Below are 18,408 nucleotides of genomic sequence, written 5' to 3'. Positions count from 1 at the left end.
CCAGAGCAGCGGGACACGGATTCCGCTTGACCTTTGCCCCCGTACTCTGTTGAACCCTCGCTGATATCAAAACAGATCAGGTGGCGGTCCCGATGGACGATCAGAACAAGAATCTCATTCTGGCAACAGCGCTCAGTTTCCTTGTGATCCTGGTCTGGTTCGTTCTGTTTCCGCCACCCGAGCCTGAAATTCCGTCCGAGGTTACCACATCCGCGGACCTGACACCTGACACTCCTGTTGCGGCAGCGCCATCCGCAGCTGCTCCGGCCAGGCAGACCGCGACCGCCGGTGATACCCGCGCAGAAGCCATCAGTGATGCACCGCGCGTTCCTGTATCGACAGACCGTCTGGAAGGTTCGATCTCGCTGCTTGGCGGCCGCATCGACGATCTGTCTCTCAAGGACTATCGCGTATCGCTCGAAGAAAACGCGGAAATCGTGAAAATGCTGTCACCTGTTGGCAGCGCGGGGGCATATTACGCACTTTATGGCTGGGCTGCGGGGTCCGGCCTCGATCCTTCTTCTGTACCGGGCCCGAACACTATGTGGGACCTGACGGCGGGAGACACTCTGAGCCCCGGCGCACCGGTCACTCTGACATGGGACAATGGTGCCGGCCTCACATTTGAGCGACAGATCGAAGTTGACGATGACTATATGTTCACCGTGACCCAGTCTGTGAGCAACTCAGGCGACGCGACTGTCAGTATGGCCCCTTACGGGATCCTGGCCCGCCACGGCGAACCGACGGACCTGATGAACTTCTTCATCCTGCACGAAGGCGTTGTTGCGATGGCGGACGGTGAGCTGACGGAAACCGACTGGTCGGATATGCCGGACTTTGCCTTCTCCGAGCGCGACGGCGCCCGGGCCGAGACGACACAGGTCGAACAGAACGGCTGGATCGGCTTCACCGATCACTACTGGATGTCGACACTGATCCCGGAGCCGGGCAGCGCGTTCAGGTCAACAGCGAAATATGATGATCGCCGCGATATATACCAGGCAGAGGTGGTTCTGCCGACGCAGACGCTGGCACCGGGTGCAACGATCTCAGCGCAGAGCGAGCTTTTTGCCGGTGCCAAGGAATGGGAAACGATCCGGAATTATCAGACCGCCGGCGTTGACCGCTTTATCGACAGCATTGACTGGGGCTGGTTCTTCTTCCTGACGAAGCCAATTTTCTGGCTGTTGCACTATCTCAATCAGATCATCGGAAACATGGGCTGGGCGATTATCGGCCTGACACTGATCATCAAGGCAATCCTGTTCCCGCTGGCCTACAAATCCTATGTCTCTATGGCGAAGATGAAAGAGCTTCAGCCCCAGATGGAGAAGCTCAAGGAAGAAGCCGGCGAAGACCGTCAGAAAATGCAACAGGGCATGATGGAGCTCTACAAAAAGGAAAAGGTAAATCCAGCCGCGGGATGCCTGCCTATTCTTCTGCAGATTCCGATTTTCTTTTCGCTGTACAAGGTGATCTTTGTCACAATCGAGCTGCGTCATGCGCCGTTCTTCGGGCCATTCCAGGACCTCAGCGCCCCTGATCCCACCTCAATCATGAACGCTTTCGGCCTTCTGCCTTTCGCAGGCCCGGAACCTGGCTCGCTGATGGCGCTGGTATTTATCGGGATTCTGCCTTTGCTGCTGGGTATCTCGATGTGGATGCAGCAAAAGCTGAACCCTGCACCCACTGACCCGACCCAGCAGATGATCTTTGCCTGGATGCCATGGGTTTTCATGTTCATGCTCGGCGGCTTCGCCAGCGGACTTGTTGTCTACTGGATTGCGAACAACACAATTACGTTCACCCAGCAGTACATCATCATGCGCAGCCAGGGATATACGCCCGACGTGTTCGGCAACATCAAGGGCAGCTTTGGCAGGAAATCCAAACCGGACGGCGAATGAGCCGTGTCGCTGAGATCCTGCGGTATCCGCTGAAGGCTCACGGACGCGAGCAGATTTCTCAGGTGGCTCTGAAGAAGGGTGAGGCTATGCCCTGGGACAGGGTATGGGCGGTAACACATGAGGCAACGCGTCATGCGGACGGGTGGCTGAGCTGTTCCAATTTTACGCGTGCAGCCAAGGCACCGGAGCTTATGGCGATCACCGCGGAACTGACAGAGGCCACCGAAACTCTGACGCTGAGACATCCGAAACGGCCCGATCTGGTCTTTCGGCCCGACGACGACGTGGTCGCTTTTCTGGAATGGATGAAACCTCTCATGCCTCAGAACCGCGCCGCATCAACGGGCATTCTGCGTCTGAACGGGCGTGGGTTTACGGACAGCGATTTTGCATCCGTGTCGCTGAGCAGCCACGCCTCGCATGCAGCTGTTGAACAACAGGTCGGGAAAAGCCTTTCGCACCACAGATGGCGCAGCAACTTCTGGCTGGACGGCATGAATGCCTGGGACGAATTTGCGCTGGTAGGCCGGAAAGTGTCGCTGGGTGACACCGTGCTGGAAGTGCGCGAGCGCATTACAAGATGCCGTGCGACCACTGCCAACCCGGAAACCGGGGCCCGCGACGCGGACACGCTCGGGGCACTGAAACAGCTTGGCCACCAGGAATTCGGTGTCTGCGCAGCGGTCATCCAGAGCGGTCTGGTGCGCGAAGGCGACAGGCTGGAGGTCCTTTGATGCTGGAATTTCCTGTCGCAGAAGAGCCCGATCCGGCGATCGCAGAACGGGGTCGCCTTCTTTTTGCAGGCGACACAGAATTCGTCAAAGGCGTGGTCGCAATGTCTGGCCTGCCACCCGCCGGTCCAATGGAGGTCTGTTTCGCCGGACGGTCCAATGTCGGCAAGTCCTCCCTGATCAACGCTCTGACCGGCCGCAAGGGCCTTGCAAGGGCGTCAAACACACCGGGCCGGACGCAGGAAATCAACTATTTCACTGCGGGCGAAGAGCATTTTCTGGTCGATCTGCCAGGGTATGGCTATGCAAATGCGCCGGTTGCGGTTGTCGAGAAATGGCAGCGCCTGCTGCGCCAGTATCTGTCCGGTCGCCAGACACTGCGCCGGGCATTTGTGCTGATTGACTCGCGACATGGTGTTAAAAAAGTCGACGACGAAATCATGTCTCTTCTGGACAGCGCAGCGGTTACGTTTCAGGTCGTGATGACCAAAGCTGACAAGGTCAAAGAGGCAGAGCGCGCCAGAGTTCTGGATCAGGTCCGCACGTCGCTGAGCAAACATCCCGCGGCGTTTCCGGAACTGATCGTAACTTCCAGCGAAAAAGGCTGGGGCATTCCCACTTTACGCGCCATAATCGCGACACTTGAATAGCCCTTGCAGAGCGCACCGGGCGCGATCATAACCATCGGACCATGGCCCTGATATGAAGACCCAGGATATGAACCGCGACTGGATTGCCACCGCAAGCACCCTGAACAAAGCCCTGCCCTTTCTGCAGCGCTATACCAATGCAACCGTCGTGATTAAACTTGGTGGTCATGCGATGGGCAGCGACGAGGCGATGGACGAATTCGCCCGCGATGTAGTGCTGATGCGCCAGGTAGGTGTGAACCCTGTTGTGGTCCATGGCGGGGGTCCGATGATAAACGCGATGCTGGACCGGCTGCAGATCAGATCAGAATTTTCCGGCGGCAAACGCGTGACGGATGCTGCGACAATGGAAGTCGTCGAAATGGTGCTGAGCGGCGTTGTCAACAAACGTATCGTGCAGGCAATCAACAGTCAGGGCGGGCGCGCTGTCGGCCTGTCCGGCAAGGACGGCGCGATGATAACCTGCTCGCAGACCGATGCGGCGCTGGGTTTTGTCGGCACGCCCGACGAGATCAATCCAAGGCTGCTCACTGACCTTACCAACAGGGAATACATCCCGGTCATAGCCCCTCTTGGTTCTGGCAGAAACGGTGAGACATTCAACATCAACGGCGACACTGCTGCAGGTGCTGTCGCTGCGGCCCTCAAAGCAGATCGCCTGCTGCTGCTCACGGATGTGGCCGGTGTAAAGAATGCGGAAGGAGAGGTAGTGACCGAACTCAGCGCAGAACAGATCCGCACTCTGACCCGCGAGGGCACGATTGCCGGCGGTATGATCCCCAAGACAGAGACTGCGCTCAATGCGATCGAGGGCGGCGTGCGTGCCGCGGTCATCCTCGACGGGCGCGCACCCAATGCATGCCTGCTGGAGCTTTTCACCGAGCATGGTGCCGGGTCGATTATCCGCGCTGACTGACGCGGATGTGTCAGCCTGTCGCTTGTACCGCAACCGGTTCGCGTTAAGTTCAGACCCATGGAAAACGAAGCCCTCATCCGTCTTGTGGTGTTTCTTGGCCTGTTCACAGTGCTTGCACTGCTGGAGAGCCTGGCACCCCGCCGTATCCGCAGCCAGCCCCGGTCTCGCCGGTGGGTCACTAACTGGGGCGTGACCATCGTCAACACGCTGACACTGCGCGCACTGGCATTTGCGCTGCCACTGCTGGCGGTTGGTGCTGCCTTGGATGCTGAAGCACAGGGATGGGGTCTTTTCAATGCGCTTGCCCTGCCCCTCTGGCTTGAGGTGGTGATCTGCGTTCTGATCCTGGATTTCGCGATCTGGCTGCAGCACCTGATCACCCACAAGGTACCCCTGCTGTGGCGGTTGCACCGGGTTCATCACGCCGATGTCGATATGGACGTCACCACGGCCATCCGCTTTCATCCGGTTGAAATCGCACTCTCCATGCTGCTCAAGATCGGACTGGTGTACCTGCTGGGGCCGGCAGCCGTTGCCGTTGTGCTTTTTGAGATCATTCTGAACGGCACGGCCATGTTCAACCATTCCAACCTGCGACTGCCGCTCTGGCTCGATACAATCGTGCGCCGGGTCCTCGTGACACCAGACATGCACAGGGTGCATCATTCAGTGTACCGCGCTGAACATGACAGCAACTATGGGTTTTCACTTTCCATCTGGGATCAGATGTTCGGTACCTACATTCCGCAACCGGCAGAGGGGCACGATGACATGCAAGTCGGGCTTGAATGGCAGGATGACCGGCCCTCACGATTCGGCTGGTCCATGACCCTGCCCTTTGCGCGCAAGTGAGCTGGGCTGCGCTTGAGGCTGGCGCGAGGGAACGTCACCTGACGATCCTCGGCGGGTTTCACCCGGATACAACGGACGGCGCACCCGACGGCTACAGGACACTTCTTTTGCTCGGCCCGTCAGCACCGGAATTCTGGCCCGCATACAGCCAGTCAGCCGAAGCACTGGACGGCGCGCCCGACCCCATGGACAGATGGTCAGAGCGGGTTATCGGCGGCTGGGCCAGATCACTTGGCGCCACCGCACTTTTTCCTTTTGGCGGCCCGCCGTGGCTGCCGTTCTTCAGCTGGGCGCAGCGCACGGGCCGTATCCACGCGTCCCCGATCATGTTGCTGGTCCATGACGAAGCCGGGCTGTTCGTGTCCTTTCGCGGCGCACTTGCCCTGCGCGAACACATTGACCTGCCACCCGCGCCGCCCAGCCCTTGCATCACCTGTGACACGAAACCCTGTAAAAGCGCATGCCCCGTCAACGCCTTTGACGGGACAGGCTATGATGTGGACGCCTGCAAATCTCATCTCGGCCAGACAGCAGGCGCTGATTGCATGGCCGCAGGGTGTCTTGCACGCAGGGCCTGCCCTGTGTCAGTGCAGCACCCCCGCCAGCCGGCGCAGTCGGCCTATCATATGCAGGTTTTCCGGGGGTAACGAATGCGCAGACTGATCCTCATGCGCCACGCGAAATCTGACTGGCACTGTGGTGGTCTGTCTGATCATGACCGGCCGCTCAACAAACGGGGACGCCGGTCTGCTGATGCAATGGGCGCCTGGTTGCGCAACGAAGGGTATCTGCCCGATCAGGTGCTCTGTTCGAGCGCACAGCGTACCCGCGAAACGCTGGAGCGCCTGCAGCTGACCGGGGAGCCCGACATCACATTTCACCGCGCGCTTTATCTGGCGCACGCCAGTGCGATGCTGGACAGCCTGCGGGCCGCAGACGGGCGCTGTGTACTGATGCTCGGGCATAATCACGGCCTTGCCGACCTGGCCCATGCGCTGGTCAGCCAGCCCCCCGACCACGACCGGTTCGACGACTATCCGACAGCCGCGACACTGGTCTGTGATTTTGAGGGGGATCAATGGAAAGAAACCGGCCAGCACAGTGGCCGGCCGGTTTCCTTTGTCGTTCCGCGCGAACTGATCTGAGGATCAGTGGCCGAGGATCTGGCTGAGGAACAGCTGGGTCCGCGGGCTCTGTGGGTTGCTGAAGAACGATTCCGGTTCGTTCTGTTCCACAATCTGACCCGCATCCATAAAGATCACTCGGTTCGCCACTTTGCGTGCAAAGCCCATTTCGTGGGTCACGCAAAGCATGGTCATACCCTCCTCGGCAAGCTCGATCATCGTGTCGAGCACCTCTGCGATCATTTCCGGGTCAAGCGCGGATGTCGGCTCGTCAAAGAGCATGATCCGGGGGCGCATGCACAGGGAGCGCGCAATCGCCACCCGCTGTTGCTGACCACCGGAGAGTTGTCCGGGATATTTGTCCGCCTGTTCCGGGATCTTTACCTTTTCGAGGAAGTGCATCGCCGTTTCCTCGGCTTCCTTTTTGGGTGTCTTACGCACCCAGATCGGCGCAAGCGTGCAGTTCTCAAGGATCGTCAGATGCGGAAAGAGGTTGAAGTGCTGAAAGCACATACCGACCTCAGACCGGATCTTGTCGATGTTCTTGAGGTCCGACGACAGCAATGTGCCATCCACCTCGATCGATCCCTGCTGGTGCTCTTCAAGCGCGTTGATGCAGCGGATCAGCGTGGATTTCCCCGAGCCCGACGGGCCACAGATAACGATCCGCTCGCCCCGGTTCACCGTCAGGTCGATGTCCCGCAGCACGTGAAACGCACCATACCACTTGTTCATCTTGGAAATGGTGATCGCAATCTCGTCAGAGACCTGCATTTGTATTGCTTGTTCAGCCATTGTTCAGGCCTCCTTATTTGTGGTCTGTTGCCAGCTGGCGTTCCAGCCACTGCGAGTATTGTGAGATCGAGTAGCACACGACGAAGAACACCATTGCTGCGAAGAGATAGACTTCCCAGTAAATGCTGATCCAGTCTGTCGACTGCTGGATCGGCCCGCGGATCATGCCGACAATGTCGAACATGGAGATCACGGAGACCAGCGTGGTATCCTTGAAGAGGCCAACGGCCACGTTCACAATACCGGGGATCGAAATCTTCAGCGCCTGCGGCAGGATGATCAGACGGATGGACTGTGTATAGTTCAGACCCAGCGAGTCCGCGGCCTCATACTGACCTTTGGGCAGAGCGGCCAGACCGCCCCGGATCACCTCGGCAATGTAGGCCGCCGAGAACATCGTGATCATGATGATCACCCGAAGGATGAGGTCAAAGTTCGACTGCGGCGGCATGAAGTATGCCAGCATAACGTTGGCCACAAAGAGCAGCGTGATCAGCGGCACGCCGCGCACGAACTCGATGAAGACAACACAGACGCCCTTGATCAGCGGCATGTTAGACTGACGCCCCAGCGCCAGGACGATGCCCAGCGGGATCGACAGCGACACACAGACCGTCCCGAGGATGAGACAGAGCATATACCCGCCCATGTCACGCGACGGTACCGCCTGCAGCTCAATCGGGATGATCGCGTTCAGAGCGCCGGACACCGGGCTCAGCAGGTATGCGAGCATCACGTAAATCGCGAAAAGTGCTGTGACCACAGTGACAAGGCCGCCATCCTCTGCATCGTTGTAGATCGCATAGCCTACAAAGATGCCCATAGGGATAAAGAAGACGAACATAAAGATCGACGCCGCTTTGAACAGAAGGCTGGCAAGCGTTCCCAGCGCACCACCGGCCCCTACAGAGTTTGAGATGAACCACAGTTCGGTCGCGCCCTGAAACAGCAGAAACGCAAGCCCCAGTCCGGCAGCAGCCCCGACAATACCCGCAAGCACGCCGCGCGCACCGACGTCGAGGTTTTCTACAACCCGGAAAATGTAGGCCGTCGCGAGAATTGCTGCGAGGATACACAATGGCACCCAGAGCGATCCGCCCCAGACAAGCCAGAACGCGATAAACGGGTAAAGACCTGTAAAGATCAGAAACTTGCGCGGCACGTACTGTGCAAAAAGCGCAGGCGCTGCGGCAAAGATCAGCATGATGAATGCCAGAGTCGGTCGCCAGTAACCCTCAGCCGGGTATTTGAAACCAAAGAGCAGGTGATCCCAGCGATCCACAAGCACCGCGAAACAGGCACCGGTGGTTTTGCCGGCTGCACTCAGGATATCGCGGCACTCCTTGATGGAACCGGCATCCCAGACACCGTTCCAGAACCACGGGAAAGCAAAGACGACGAACCGCCCGATGATATAGATCGCAAGGATCGTCAGCAGAGTATTGAACCACCCTGCAAACAGGTTCTCACGCATCCATTTGACCGCACCTGCTTCAGAGGCGGGCGGCGGCGCTGGCGGGATCTCTTCGGAGCGTACAAACGCGAGTTCAGTATCGGACATCTCAGCGCTCCTTCAGTTTCATCGAGTTGTTGAAGACGTTCATCACGGCCGAAATCAGCAGCGAGATCGTAAGGTAGAACAGCATCAGCAACAGGATGGTCTCAATCGCGCGACCAGTCTGCAGCAGCGTGATACCGCCCAGCGTTCCGGTGACATCCATGTAGCCCACCGCAATCGCCAGAGACGAGTTTTTCGTGATGTTGAGATATTGCGAAATCAGTGGTGGGATAATCACCCGCAGCGCCTGTGGCAGCACCACAAGCGACATGATGAGGTTTGGGCGCAGACCCAGCGCACCTGCGGCTTCAGTCTGGCCTTTGGAAACAGCCATGATGCCGGCACGCACGTTCTCGGCGATGAAGGCACCGGTATAGATCGCAAGCGCAAACCAGAGAGCAATCAGCGATCCGCGGATCTGCATACCGCCCTGGAAGTTGAACCCTCTGAGCGCCGGGATTTCCCAGGTGAGGCCCAGAAACGTCAGTACAATTCCCACCGGAATCACCCAGGTTGCCAGCAGCATGTGCCACGTCGCCGGGCGAACACCGGTCGCTTCCTGCGTTTTTGTAGCCCACGCCCTGATAGCCCGCGCGACAAAGAATGACAGCATCAGGGCTGCAATCACTATGAGCCAGTCCAGACCTGTGCTGGTCGCAGGCACATCGGCAGTTGCGCCAAAGCTGTTGGTAAACTGGGGCGCCGGGCCGAACACGCCCCGGTTGGTAAATGCAACGGTATCGAAGAATGACATTGACGCTGTGGGGTTGTCGCCACGGAAATCTCTGGGCCCGGGCAGCGCATTAATCATGATCGAGAAGATGATCAGGATCCAGATCAGTACCGGTACGTTGCGGAAGATCTCGACGTAAAAGCTCATGACTTTGGAGACCAGCCAGTTGTTGGACAGCCGCAGCACACCTGCCACGACGCCAATCACTGTTGCGGTCATACAGGCCAGAAACGCCACGATAAGCGTGTTCAGCAGCCCCACAACCGCGGCGCGTCCATGTGACGACTGCGAGTCGTACTCAATGGGTCGCTGGTTAATGTCATAGCCCGCAGGCTCGCCCAGGAAGGCGTATGAAATATTCAGACCGGCTTCGGCCAGGTTTCGCACAAGGTTGCCACCGACAAACGCCATAAAGGCGATGATGGCAACGAGCGCGATGAACTGAAAAGTAAGCGATCTGTAGCGTGTGTCGTTCAACAGCATAGCGAGCCGGAACGACTCCTTCGGTGTATTGCTCACCGGTGCGTCGGCTAATGTCGTCATTTATGACGTTCCCCGTCGTTGGATACTGGACTTTTTTTGAAGCACTCTTGGTGGTGCGAGACCAGAAGTTGCCGGCTTTGCGCCGGGCTGAAAAAGAAAGAGCGCAGAAGTTCTGCGCTCTTTCCCGGTTTTTGATTAACGGAAGGGCGGCGAGTAGATGAGGCCGCCATCGGTCCACTGAGCGTTCAGGCCGCGGGCCAGACCGATCGGTGTCGATTCGCCGATGTTCTTCTCGAAGACTTCGCCGTAGTTACCGGCAACGCCGATCGCGCGCTTGGCCCACTCTTTGTCGAGCCCGAGCATTGCGCCGAGGTCACCTTCTGTACCAAGCAGACGGTTGACTTCGGGGTTGTCAGATCCACCACCGAGTTCTGCCAGGTTCACCGATGTGACACCCAGTTCCTCAGCTGTGACCAGCGCATTCAGGGTCCAGCGGACAATGTCTGCCCACTCGTTGTCGCCATGACGGACAAGCGGTCCCAGCGGCTCTTTGGAGACGATTTCCGGCAGGATCACATGCGCCGAAGGATCTTCGAAGTTTGCACGCTGAGCAGCCAGAGCGGATGCGTCAGTTGTGTAAACGTCACATGCACCGGCGTTGTATTGCTGGACAGCTTCCGCACCTGTTTCGATCGGCACCGGCTCGTAGCTGATGTTGTTCGCGCGGAAGAAGTCCGCGAGGTTCAGCTCGGTTGTTGTGCCCGTCTGGATGCAGACTGTTGCGCCATCAAGCTCTTTAGCCGATGTCACGCCCAGCTCTTTGGGTACCATAAAGCCCTGGCCGTCGTAGTAGTTTACGCCGGTGAATTCGAACTTCAGGTCCACGTCGCGTGAGAATGTCCATGTGGTGTTACGTGCCAGCATGTCGATTTCGCCGGACGCCAGCGCGGTAAAACGTGTTTTACCGGTTGTCGGGACAAACTCGACCGCTTCCGGGTCGCTCAGAACCGCTGCTGCAACGGCGCGGCATACCGCAACGTCAAAGCCCTGCCAGACGCCATTGGCATCCGGTTCGGCGAAACCGGGAACGCCGGTTGTCACACCGCAGTTCAGTTTGCCGCGTGCTTTGACGTCGTCCAGTGTACCGGCGGCTGCCGCGCCTGCGGCAATGCCGGCGACTGTCAGTGCGCCGAGAAATACTGATTTTTTCATTTTTACCTCTTCCTGATTTCCCCCCCCTTTTCAGGGGCGGTTTCGACCAGCCAGCAGGCCGGTGGCGATAATGAAGGCTCTCCCCTTCAAGTGGGCATCATTCTGGTCGCATTCACCGGATAAGGTCAAGGGTGACGTGCCTAAAATCAGGTCTCTTTCAGCGCCAGCTGCATCATTTGCAGGCATCCAGTCGGGCCTTAGCCCTGAACGAGTTCAAACACTTGTTTTGCATGGAGAAAATCCATGCGCTTAATCTGCGCCACCGCCTCTGCCTCGTCGTCCTTTCCCCATTCTTCTGCCTGCCAGTTCTCGTCAAGGCGTGAAATATCCCAGATCTCTTCTGCCGGACGGTGACCATACGCCGCGCCAAAGCCAAGAATCAATGATCCGGAAAGGCTGACAAGATCGTGGAAAGCCGCCAGTTCAAACGGTGTAAGCCCGTACACGCGTGAACTGAGCTGCGCCAGCGCCTCCGGGGCCTGAGCCGCATGCATGACACCCGATCGGGGTATCAGACGCGCACCCAGCGCGTCCGCGGCCCAGTCCAGCCAGGGGTCCCAGAGCTCATTCTGCCGGTCAACCAGGCTCTGCGGGCGTTCCGCACGGTAACACAGCAGATCACTGTCGCCATATCCCGCAAGCATCTGCGCGACCTCCGCATGCTGAACCGCAACCTTGTCAACCGCTGCATTGGCGGTGCGGGTAAAGGGCATCGAACGCGGATCGATCTGTTCCTGCTGGGCGTTCCATTCGTCCGCAATTGCCTGCGCCATCGCGGCGGTGGGAACCGTAAGCGTTTGCTTTGCAGGTGTTTTTACCGGGCGCGCATCCAACAGGACACCAAAGCCGTCAGGCTGTTGCACAATTTCAGCGAAGGTCCAGAAACGTTTCGCTTTCCATTCGCTCATCCAGAAATCCTCCACATCTCCGACACGGCTGCGGGCAGCAATGAGAAGTCGTCCAGCACCCTGTGCGCCGCTCTCAGCCGGCTGACCGGATGATATCCCCAGCTGACGCCCAGCGCGCCGACATCTGCCGCCCGCGCCATCTCCATGTCAAAACTCGTGTCTCCCACCATGATCGTCTCCCGCGGACCAACGCCGGCATCCTGCATCGCCTGCAGGATCATCGACGGGTGTGGCTTGGAGGGATGAAAATCAGCGACCTGCCGGGTGACAAAATATTTTTCCAGACCGTGCGCTTCGACCAGTTTATCCAGCCCACGCCGGGATTTACCCGTTGCGACACCCAGCAGAATTTCCGGATCAGCATGCAAATGATCAAGAGCATCGAGAGCGCCAGGATACAGTGGCGAGGACTGCGCGGCGCCCACTTTTGCCCGCATCCCGACATAGGCGTCCTTGTAAGCCTCCACCATCAGAACCCGTTCTGCAGGAGATGCGCCCGGTGCGAGCCGTTCCATCGCAGTGTCCAGCGACAGGCCAACAATGCCAAGGATCACGCTGTGTTCAGGCACGTCACGTCCGCAAGCCCCGAAAGCCCGGGTCATTGCACCCACAATATCCGCCTGGCTGTCGACAAGCGTGCCATCCACGTCAAAAATAACGAGTTTAAGCTGGTCCGCCATCACAGCGCCTCGAAAGGGTCTTCTGCCGCAAGGTCATCGGTCCAGCCAAAGGTTTCCCAGCTTTGCGCCATATGGTCCGGCATGGGCGCTGTCACCGTCACAACAGCACGGGTGACCGGATGCTCAAAACGCATCATGCGGGCATGCAGGTGCAGCTTCTTGGAGATCACGCCTCCCAGCTGGGCACCCCAGCCATCCCCCATATTTTCCTGCCCCGAGCCGCCATACTTGCCATCTCCGATGATGGGATGGCCGATTTCGGCCATGTGCGCGCGCAGCTGATGCGTGCGTCCCGTAACCGGCTCCATGGCCACCCATGCGGCACGTGAGGCAACGCGGTAGAGCGTGGCATAAAGCGTATGCGCCCGTTTTGCGCCCGGCGTGTCATCCATATCGCGCGGATGAACCGCGATCATTTTCTCGCCTTCACCGCCGCGCCCCCGACCCGCAGCTTTCACAAGGCCAAAACGGATTTCTCCAAGGTACGGTGTGGGCACACCCGCGACGAGCGCCCAGTAAATCTTGCGCGTCTCTTTGTGGCGCATGGCCGCCGTTAGTCCTCTGGCGGCCATCCGGTTCCGTGCCAGAAGCAGCACGCCGGATGTGTCTTTGTCCAGTCGGTGCACCAGACGCGGCTTTTCCTCCAGTCCGAATTTCAGTGCCTCTGACAGGCCGTCAACATGCCGGGTCTGGCCAGAGCCGCCCTGCGTCGGCAGTCCCGCTGGCTTGTTGATCGCAATCACGTCGTCGTCTTTGTAGATCACACATGACCGGATCAGGCGCGCGTCAGCATCGCTGACGGCGCTGCGCGGCGCGGGGGCCGGAGCGGCGGTGTCCGGCAGGGGTGGAATACGCACCTGCTGACCGGCCTCCAGACGTGTTGACCCTTTGACCCGGCCACCATCCACACGGATTTCGCCCTTGCGGCACATCTTTTCGATTCGGCCCTGGCTGATCTGCGGGAACTGCTGGCGGAACCAGCGATCAAGACGCTGCTCGGCATCGTCCGGCGCGACAGTACGTGTCTGGACCCGGCTCACAGCAATACTCCCCGCATCAGCCACAGACCGGCCATCAGACCAGCCACTGAAAGGCCAACCGACAAAAGAACATACAGCGCGGCAGGTCCGAAAGACCCCCGCTCCATCAGCGTCACCGTTTCCAGCGAAAATGCCGAGAATGTCGTGAACCCGCCCAGCAAGCCGGTCATGACAAAGGGGCTCATATGCGTCAGCCCCTTATGCGCGGCAAGCACCACAAAAGCTCCCATCAGAAAGGACCCCAGTACATTCGCCCCGATGATTGCGACGGGGAACTCACCCGGCCCCCCGGTCAGGCGATAGACGGATACCCCCCACAGGAACCGCAGTGCGGCACCAAGTGCGCCGCCAAGAGCAACAAGAGACAGAGTTTTGATCATCCGCGGTCTCTCACGCCTCTGCCTTCAAATGTCAAGTTTCCCGCTTGACCCGCAGGCGCGCAAAGTAGTCCAGCCGCTTTTTCAGATCGCGTTCGAACCCCCGTTCCACAGGCTGGTAAAGTTCGGGCCGTTCCATGCCGTCGGGGAAATAATTCTGGCCCGAAAACCCGTCTTCGGCATCGTGGTCGTAGGCATATCCGTCGCCATATCCCTGGTCTTTCATCAGCGATGTCGGCGCGTTCAGAATATGTTTGGGCGGCGGCTCAGAACCTGTCCGCCTCGCGGCCGCACGCGCGCCCTTGTAGGCCACGTAGCTGGCATTGGATTTCGGTGCGAGTGCCAGATAGGCAACCGCCTGAGCCAGTGCCAGTTCTCCCTCGGGACTGCCCAGACGCTCATAGGTTTCCCAGCTCTGCAGGCAGACTGCCTGCGCCTGCGGGTCCGCAAGCCCGATGTCCTCCACCGCCATGCGGGTAATCCGGCGCGCAAGATACCTGGGGTCCTCGCCACCCTCAAGCATTCGGGCAAACCAGTAGAGCGCCGCATCCGGATCAGACCCGCGCACTGATTTGTGCAACGCTGAGATCAGGTTGTAATGCGCATCCCCGCCCTTGTCGTACTGAGCGGCCCGTTTCATCAGCCGCGCGGCCAGGGCATCTGTATCCAGCGGGGTGTCCGTCTTCCATGCCGCGACCTGTTCGACGAGGTTGAGCAGCGCGCGACCATCCCCGTCAGCCATATCCAGCAAGGCACAGCGTGCCTCTGGTGTCAGCTGCAGCTGTGTATCCATTTCGCTCTCGGCGCGCTGCGCCATCAGCTCCAGATCCTCTGCTGGCAGCCGCTCAAGAACCAGCACCTGCGCACGGCTGAGCACAGCGGCGTTCAGTTCAAAGGACGGGTTTTCAGTTGTAGCTCCGACCAGCAGAATTGTTCCGTCTTCCATGTGGGGCAGAAAGCCATCCTGCTGCGCTTTGTTGAACCGGTGTATCTCATCCACGAACAGCAATGTGCCCTGCCCGTTTGTCCGACGTATCCTCGCAGCCTCAAAGACTTTGCGCAGATCCGGCACCCCGGTGAAAATGGCGCTGATCTGCACGAAATGCAGATCCGTCTCATGGGCCAGAAGCCGCGCAATCGTGGTCTTACCGACACCCGGCGGCCCCCAGAAAATCAGCGACGAAAGCGCGCCGGAAGCCAGCATAGCCTTCAGCGGTGCGTCGGGCCCCAGAACCTGCCGTTGTCCGATGACATCGGCCAGCGTCTGTGGGCGAAGCCTGTCTGCCAGCGGCCGGTGCCCGGACGGGCTGTCCGGCGCAGGGTCAGAGGAAAAGAGATCGGTCACCGCTCAGACCCTGAACTGCAGAACGATGCGCCGGGCGCCCCGCAACACGATCAGTTCATACCGGCGCGCACGTTCGGCCAGCAAGGCGCGAATCTCATCAGGATGTGCGACCGCCACCTCGTTTACGCCCATGATGACGTCTCCCTTCAACAGACCGACGCGCCGGCCCAGACGGCCGGTGTCGGCGACCAGAACCCCCTCTGCCTCCAGCGGCAGGTTGTATTCGGAAATCACCGCCGGGTTCACCCGTTCCAGCACCAGGCCTTCGAGAACCTCGCGGGCGCGCAGCGTCGTCCGGTCACGCGCTGGTGTTTCGGGCGCTTCTATCATACGCACTGACGTATCGGACGCGTTTCCCTGCCGCAGGCGGGTGATAACGGCCTCCTGACCCAGCCCGGTGACACTCATCCGGTATATCATCTCCGACGGGGTATTTACGGGCCGCCCGTTGACTGAGACGATCACATCACCGACCTCCACGTCGGCCGTCGCAAACGGGCTGGCCGCATGAATCCCTGACACGATTATCCCACCGGGTCTGTACAGGCCAAAGGCCTCTGCCATCTCTGCATCTACGGGCTGACCGCTGATTCCGGCCCATGGCCGCGCAAAACTCTCCCGTCCCTCTTCGGCCTGCGCCACGAATGCTGCCACCAGGTCAGACGGGATCGCGAAACCGATGCCGTTGGACCCCCCGGACCGCGTAAGAATGGATGTGTTTATCCCGATGAGCGATCCGTTCATGTCGATCAGCGCACCGCCTGAATTGCCCGGATTGATCGGCGCGTCCGTCTGGATGAAATACCCGCGACCGCTTCCCGTTGCAGCACCTGAACGCGCAAGTCCGGACACAATGCCGCTGCTGACCGTCTGCCCGACGCCAAAAGGGTTCCCGATCGCCAGTACCAGTTCGCCCACCTCAACTGTCTCAAAAGCACGCAGCGGCAGGAATGGCAGGTCAGCAGCCTCATCCAGCTTGAGAATAGCAAGATCGCTCTGCGCGTCGCTCAGAAGCACCTGGGCGCTGAATTCACGTCTGTCGGACAGGACGACCCGTATGTCTGTGGCGTTGCCCACCACGTGGTAATTTGAAACGACAATGCCGCCTCTGCTCAGGATGACCCCAGACCCCAGCGAATTCTGCACGCGCGGCTGCTCGCGGAAACTGTCCCGGAAAAAGCGTTCAAAAAACGGGTCACCCTCGAAGGGACTGCTGCGCCCGGGCCGGATAATCCGCGCATAAATGTTGACCACTGCCGGCGTCGCCTGTCGGACCAGCGGCACAAAACTCAGCTGCATCTGAGCAGCCGACTGAGGAACCTGCTGGCTCAGCCCCGCACCTGCCCAGACAATTGCCACGAGAACCAGTATCAGACGCATCAGTACCTCCTCTGTGCAACAGACACGCGTTCGCGCCCTTCTCCGGCTTTAGATATCCCCGCCAGAGGCATAAAAAAAGCCCCTGTCCCGTCAGGGTCAGGGGCCAGGCCGGCGCAACTGCGCCAGTTTTTATTCTTCAGCAGCTTCTTCAGCAGCCAGGCGCGCTTTGTCAGCGGCACCTTTGGCATCGCGGTCGCGATCGACAAATTCGATGATCGCCATCGGTGCCATATCGCCATAACGGAAGCCGGCTTTCAGAACGCGAACGTAACCGCCCTGGCGGTCCTTGTAGCGCGGGCCAAGCACGTCGAAGAGTTTTGTGACGTATTCGTCCTGCTTCAGTTTTGCCGCGGCCTGACGGCGCGCGTGCAGGTCCCCGCGTTTTGCCAGCGTGATCATCTTTTCGATGATCGGGCGCAGTTCTTTTGCCTTGGGCAGAGTTGTTTTGATCTGCTCATGTTCGATGAGCGAGCCCGCCATATTTGCCCAGAGCGCCTTGCGGTGCTCATGTGTGCGGTTCAGGCGGCGGTATCCACGTGCGTGACGCATTTTCTATCTCCTAATCGTGCCCTCTACGGGCTGTTTTGCTTTGTCTGACCGGGTGATGCGTGTCACCCGGTTCTCCTTGGGGCCACATGGCCCATGTCGTCCCCGCACCGGGCGGGCATCAGCGAAGACCCCTCAGAAGGAGTCTTCGAATTTCTTGGCCAGATCTTCGATGTTGTCTGGTGGCCAGTCTTCGACGTCCATGCCCAGATGCAGACCCATGCCGGACAGCACTTCCTTGATCTCGTTCAGGGATTTCCGGCCAAAGTTCGGCGTGCGCAGCATCTCGGCTTCGGTTTTCTGGATGAGATCCCCGATGTAGACGATGTTGTCGTTTTTCAGGCAGTTCGCGGAGCGAACCGACAGTTCCAGCTCGTCGACCTTTTTGAGCAGCAGCGGGTTGAACTCAAGACCATCGTCCTCATCGGCACGCGACGCGGATTCCGGCTCGTCGAAGTTCACAAAGATGCCCAGCTGGTCCTGCAGAATCCGCGCGGCGAAAGCCACTGCATCATCCGGCGTAATGGACCCGTCTGTTTCGACCTTCATTGTCAGCTTGTCATAGTCCAGAACCTGGCCCTCACGGGTCGGCTGCACATCATAGCTGACTTTTTTGACCGGCGAATAGATCGCATCGATCGGGATCAGGCCAATGGGCGCGTCCTCAGGCTTGTTCTTTTCGGCAGAGACATAGCCCTTACCCTGATTGACCGTCAGCTCCATGTAGAGATCAGCGCCGTCATCAAGGTGGCAGATCACGTGATCGCGGTTCAGCACCTCGATGCCCGCGCTTTCGGAAATATCACCCGCTGTGACAACACCCGGGCCCTTGGCGGAAACGGAAAGACGCTTGGGTCCCTCAACTTCCATGCGCAGGGAAATGCCCTTGAGGTTCAGGATGATGTCGGTCACGTCCTCGCGGACACCGGCAACCGACGAAAACTCGTGCAGTACGTTGTCGATCTGTACGGATGTGATCGCTGCACCCTGCAGTGAGCTCATCAGAACCCGACGCAGTGCGTTGCCCATTGTCAGACCAAAGCCACGCTCCAGCGGTTCTGCTGTCACGGTGGCCTGGCGTGCCGGATCATTGCCCGGTTTTACGTCAAGCTGTTGCGGCTTGATCAGTTCGGCCCAGTTCTTGTGGATCATGCGTCCCTCCATTCTC

Annotated in this window: 19 protein-coding genes; 7 read left to right on the top strand and 12 right to left on the bottom strand. The window is 59.2% G+C overall.

Going from position 1 to position 18,408, the window contains the following annotated elements:
• Positions 1–92 precede the first annotated feature (92 nt).
• The 7 genes from yidC to Q0792_RS19410 are packed head-to-tail and all read left to right on the top strand — an operon-like array spanning position 93 to position 6,204.
• Complete coding sequence (gene yidC / locus Q0792_RS19440) at positions 93–1,910, top strand: membrane protein insertase YidC (protein WP_298844987.1); 1,818 nt, start codon at positions 93–95, stop codon at positions 1,908–1,910.
• Complete coding sequence (locus Q0792_RS19435; protein ID WP_298844984.1) at positions 1,907–2,644, top strand: MOSC N-terminal beta barrel domain-containing protein; 738 nt, start codon at positions 1,907–1,909, stop codon at positions 2,642–2,644. The genes yidC and Q0792_RS19435 overlap by 4 nt, the downstream gene beginning before the upstream one ends.
• Positions 2,641–3,291, top strand: coding sequence for a ribosome biogenesis GTP-binding protein YihA/YsxC (gene yihA, locus Q0792_RS19430; protein ID WP_298844981.1), 651 nt, complete (start codon positions 2,641–2,643; stop codon positions 3,289–3,291). Before Q0792_RS19435 ends, yihA begins: the two co-directional genes overlap by 4 nt.
• Before the next feature lie 52 nt (positions 3,292–3,343).
• Positions 3,344–4,207, top strand: a complete 864-nt coding sequence (argB, locus tag Q0792_RS19425; RefSeq protein WP_298844979.1) for an acetylglutamate kinase — start codon at positions 3,344–3,346, stop codon at positions 4,205–4,207.
• A gap of 57 nt (positions 4,208–4,264) precedes the next feature.
• Positions 4,265–5,059 (top strand): sterol desaturase family protein, encoded by a 795-nt coding sequence (locus Q0792_RS19420; protein ID WP_298844976.1) that lies wholly within the window; start codon positions 4,265–4,267, stop codon positions 5,057–5,059.
• Positions 5,056–5,706, top strand: a complete 651-nt coding sequence (locus Q0792_RS19415; protein WP_298844973.1) for a ferredoxin — start codon at positions 5,056–5,058, stop codon at positions 5,704–5,706. Before Q0792_RS19420 ends, Q0792_RS19415 begins: the two co-directional genes overlap by 4 nt.
• A gap of 3 nt (positions 5,707–5,709) precedes the next feature.
• On the top strand, positions 5,710–6,204 hold the full coding sequence (locus Q0792_RS19410) for a histidine phosphatase family protein (protein WP_298844971.1): 495 nt from the start codon (positions 5,710–5,712) through the stop codon (positions 6,202–6,204).
• 3 nt (positions 6,205–6,207) lie between these two features.
• Here Q0792_RS19410 and Q0792_RS19405 read toward each other — a convergent pair whose 3' ends face one another.
• The 12 genes from Q0792_RS19405 to Q0792_RS19350 form a co-directional block, all read right to left on the bottom strand.
• Positions 6,208–6,978 carry an amino acid ABC transporter ATP-binding protein gene (locus tag Q0792_RS19405; RefSeq protein ID WP_298844968.1) on the bottom strand — a complete coding sequence of 257 codons (771 nt, stop codon included), beginning with the start codon at positions 6,976–6,978 and terminating at the stop codon, positions 6,208–6,210.
• Positions 6,979–6,991: 13 nt separating this feature from the next.
• The gene (locus Q0792_RS19400) at positions 6,992–8,539 is read right to left on the bottom strand and encodes an amino acid ABC transporter permease (protein ID WP_298844965.1); all 1,548 of its coding nucleotides are present in this window, start codon (positions 8,537–8,539) and stop codon (positions 6,992–6,994) included.
• A 1-nt stretch (position 8,540) separates the two neighbouring features.
• Positions 8,541–9,812: an ABC transporter permease subunit gene (locus Q0792_RS19395; RefSeq protein WP_298844962.1), complete on the bottom strand. Its 1,272-nt coding sequence runs from the start codon at positions 9,810–9,812 to the stop codon at positions 8,541–8,543.
• Between the two features lie 135 nt (positions 9,813–9,947).
• A complete protein-coding gene (locus Q0792_RS19390) occupies positions 9,948–10,964 on the bottom strand; it encodes an amino acid ABC transporter substrate-binding protein (protein WP_298844960.1) in 1,017 nt (338 codons plus the stop codon).
• Between the two features lie 197 nt (positions 10,965–11,161).
• A complete protein-coding gene (locus Q0792_RS19385; RefSeq protein WP_298844957.1) occupies positions 11,162–11,872 on the bottom strand; it encodes an ATP12 family chaperone protein in 711 nt (236 codons plus the stop codon).
• Positions 11,869–12,552 carry an HAD-IA family hydrolase gene (locus Q0792_RS19380; protein WP_298844951.1) on the bottom strand — a complete coding sequence of 228 codons (684 nt, stop codon included), beginning with the start codon at positions 12,550–12,552 and terminating at the stop codon, positions 11,869–11,871. The genes Q0792_RS19385 and Q0792_RS19380 overlap by 4 nt, the downstream gene beginning before the upstream one ends.
• Positions 12,552–13,592 carry an RluA family pseudouridine synthase gene (locus tag Q0792_RS19375; protein WP_298844948.1) on the bottom strand — a complete coding sequence of 347 codons (1,041 nt, stop codon included), beginning with the start codon at positions 13,590–13,592 and terminating at the stop codon, positions 12,552–12,554. The genes Q0792_RS19380 and Q0792_RS19375 overlap by 1 nt, the downstream gene beginning before the upstream one ends.
• A complete protein-coding gene (gene crcB / locus Q0792_RS19370) occupies positions 13,589–13,972 on the bottom strand; it encodes a fluoride efflux transporter CrcB (RefSeq protein ID WP_298844946.1) in 384 nt (127 codons plus the stop codon). The genes Q0792_RS19375 and crcB overlap by 4 nt, the downstream gene beginning before the upstream one ends.
• Before the next feature lie 31 nt (positions 13,973–14,003).
• On the bottom strand, positions 14,004–15,314 hold the full coding sequence (locus Q0792_RS19365) for a replication-associated recombination protein A (protein WP_298844943.1): 1,311 nt from the start codon (positions 15,312–15,314) through the stop codon (positions 14,004–14,006).
• 3 nt (positions 15,315–15,317) lie between these two features.
• On the bottom strand, positions 15,318–16,694 hold the full coding sequence (locus tag Q0792_RS19360; protein WP_298844939.1) for a trypsin-like peptidase domain-containing protein: 1,377 nt from the start codon (positions 16,692–16,694) through the stop codon (positions 15,318–15,320).
• Between the two features lie 129 nt (positions 16,695–16,823).
• Complete coding sequence (rplQ, locus tag Q0792_RS19355; RefSeq protein ID WP_298844936.1) at positions 16,824–17,243, bottom strand: 50S ribosomal protein L17; 420 nt, start codon at positions 17,241–17,243, stop codon at positions 16,824–16,826.
• A gap of 132 nt (positions 17,244–17,375) precedes the next feature.
• Positions 17,376–18,392: a DNA-directed RNA polymerase subunit alpha gene (locus tag Q0792_RS19350; protein WP_298844934.1), complete on the bottom strand. Its 1,017-nt coding sequence runs from the start codon at positions 18,390–18,392 to the stop codon at positions 17,376–17,378.
• Positions 18,393–18,408 lie beyond the last annotated feature (16 nt).

This window comes from uncultured Roseobacter sp. (assembly GCF_947495025.1).
Lineage (GTDB): Bacteria > Pseudomonadota > Alphaproteobacteria > Rhodobacterales > Rhodobacteraceae > Roseobacter.
This window is presented reverse-complemented; position numbering and strand designations above follow the sequence as displayed.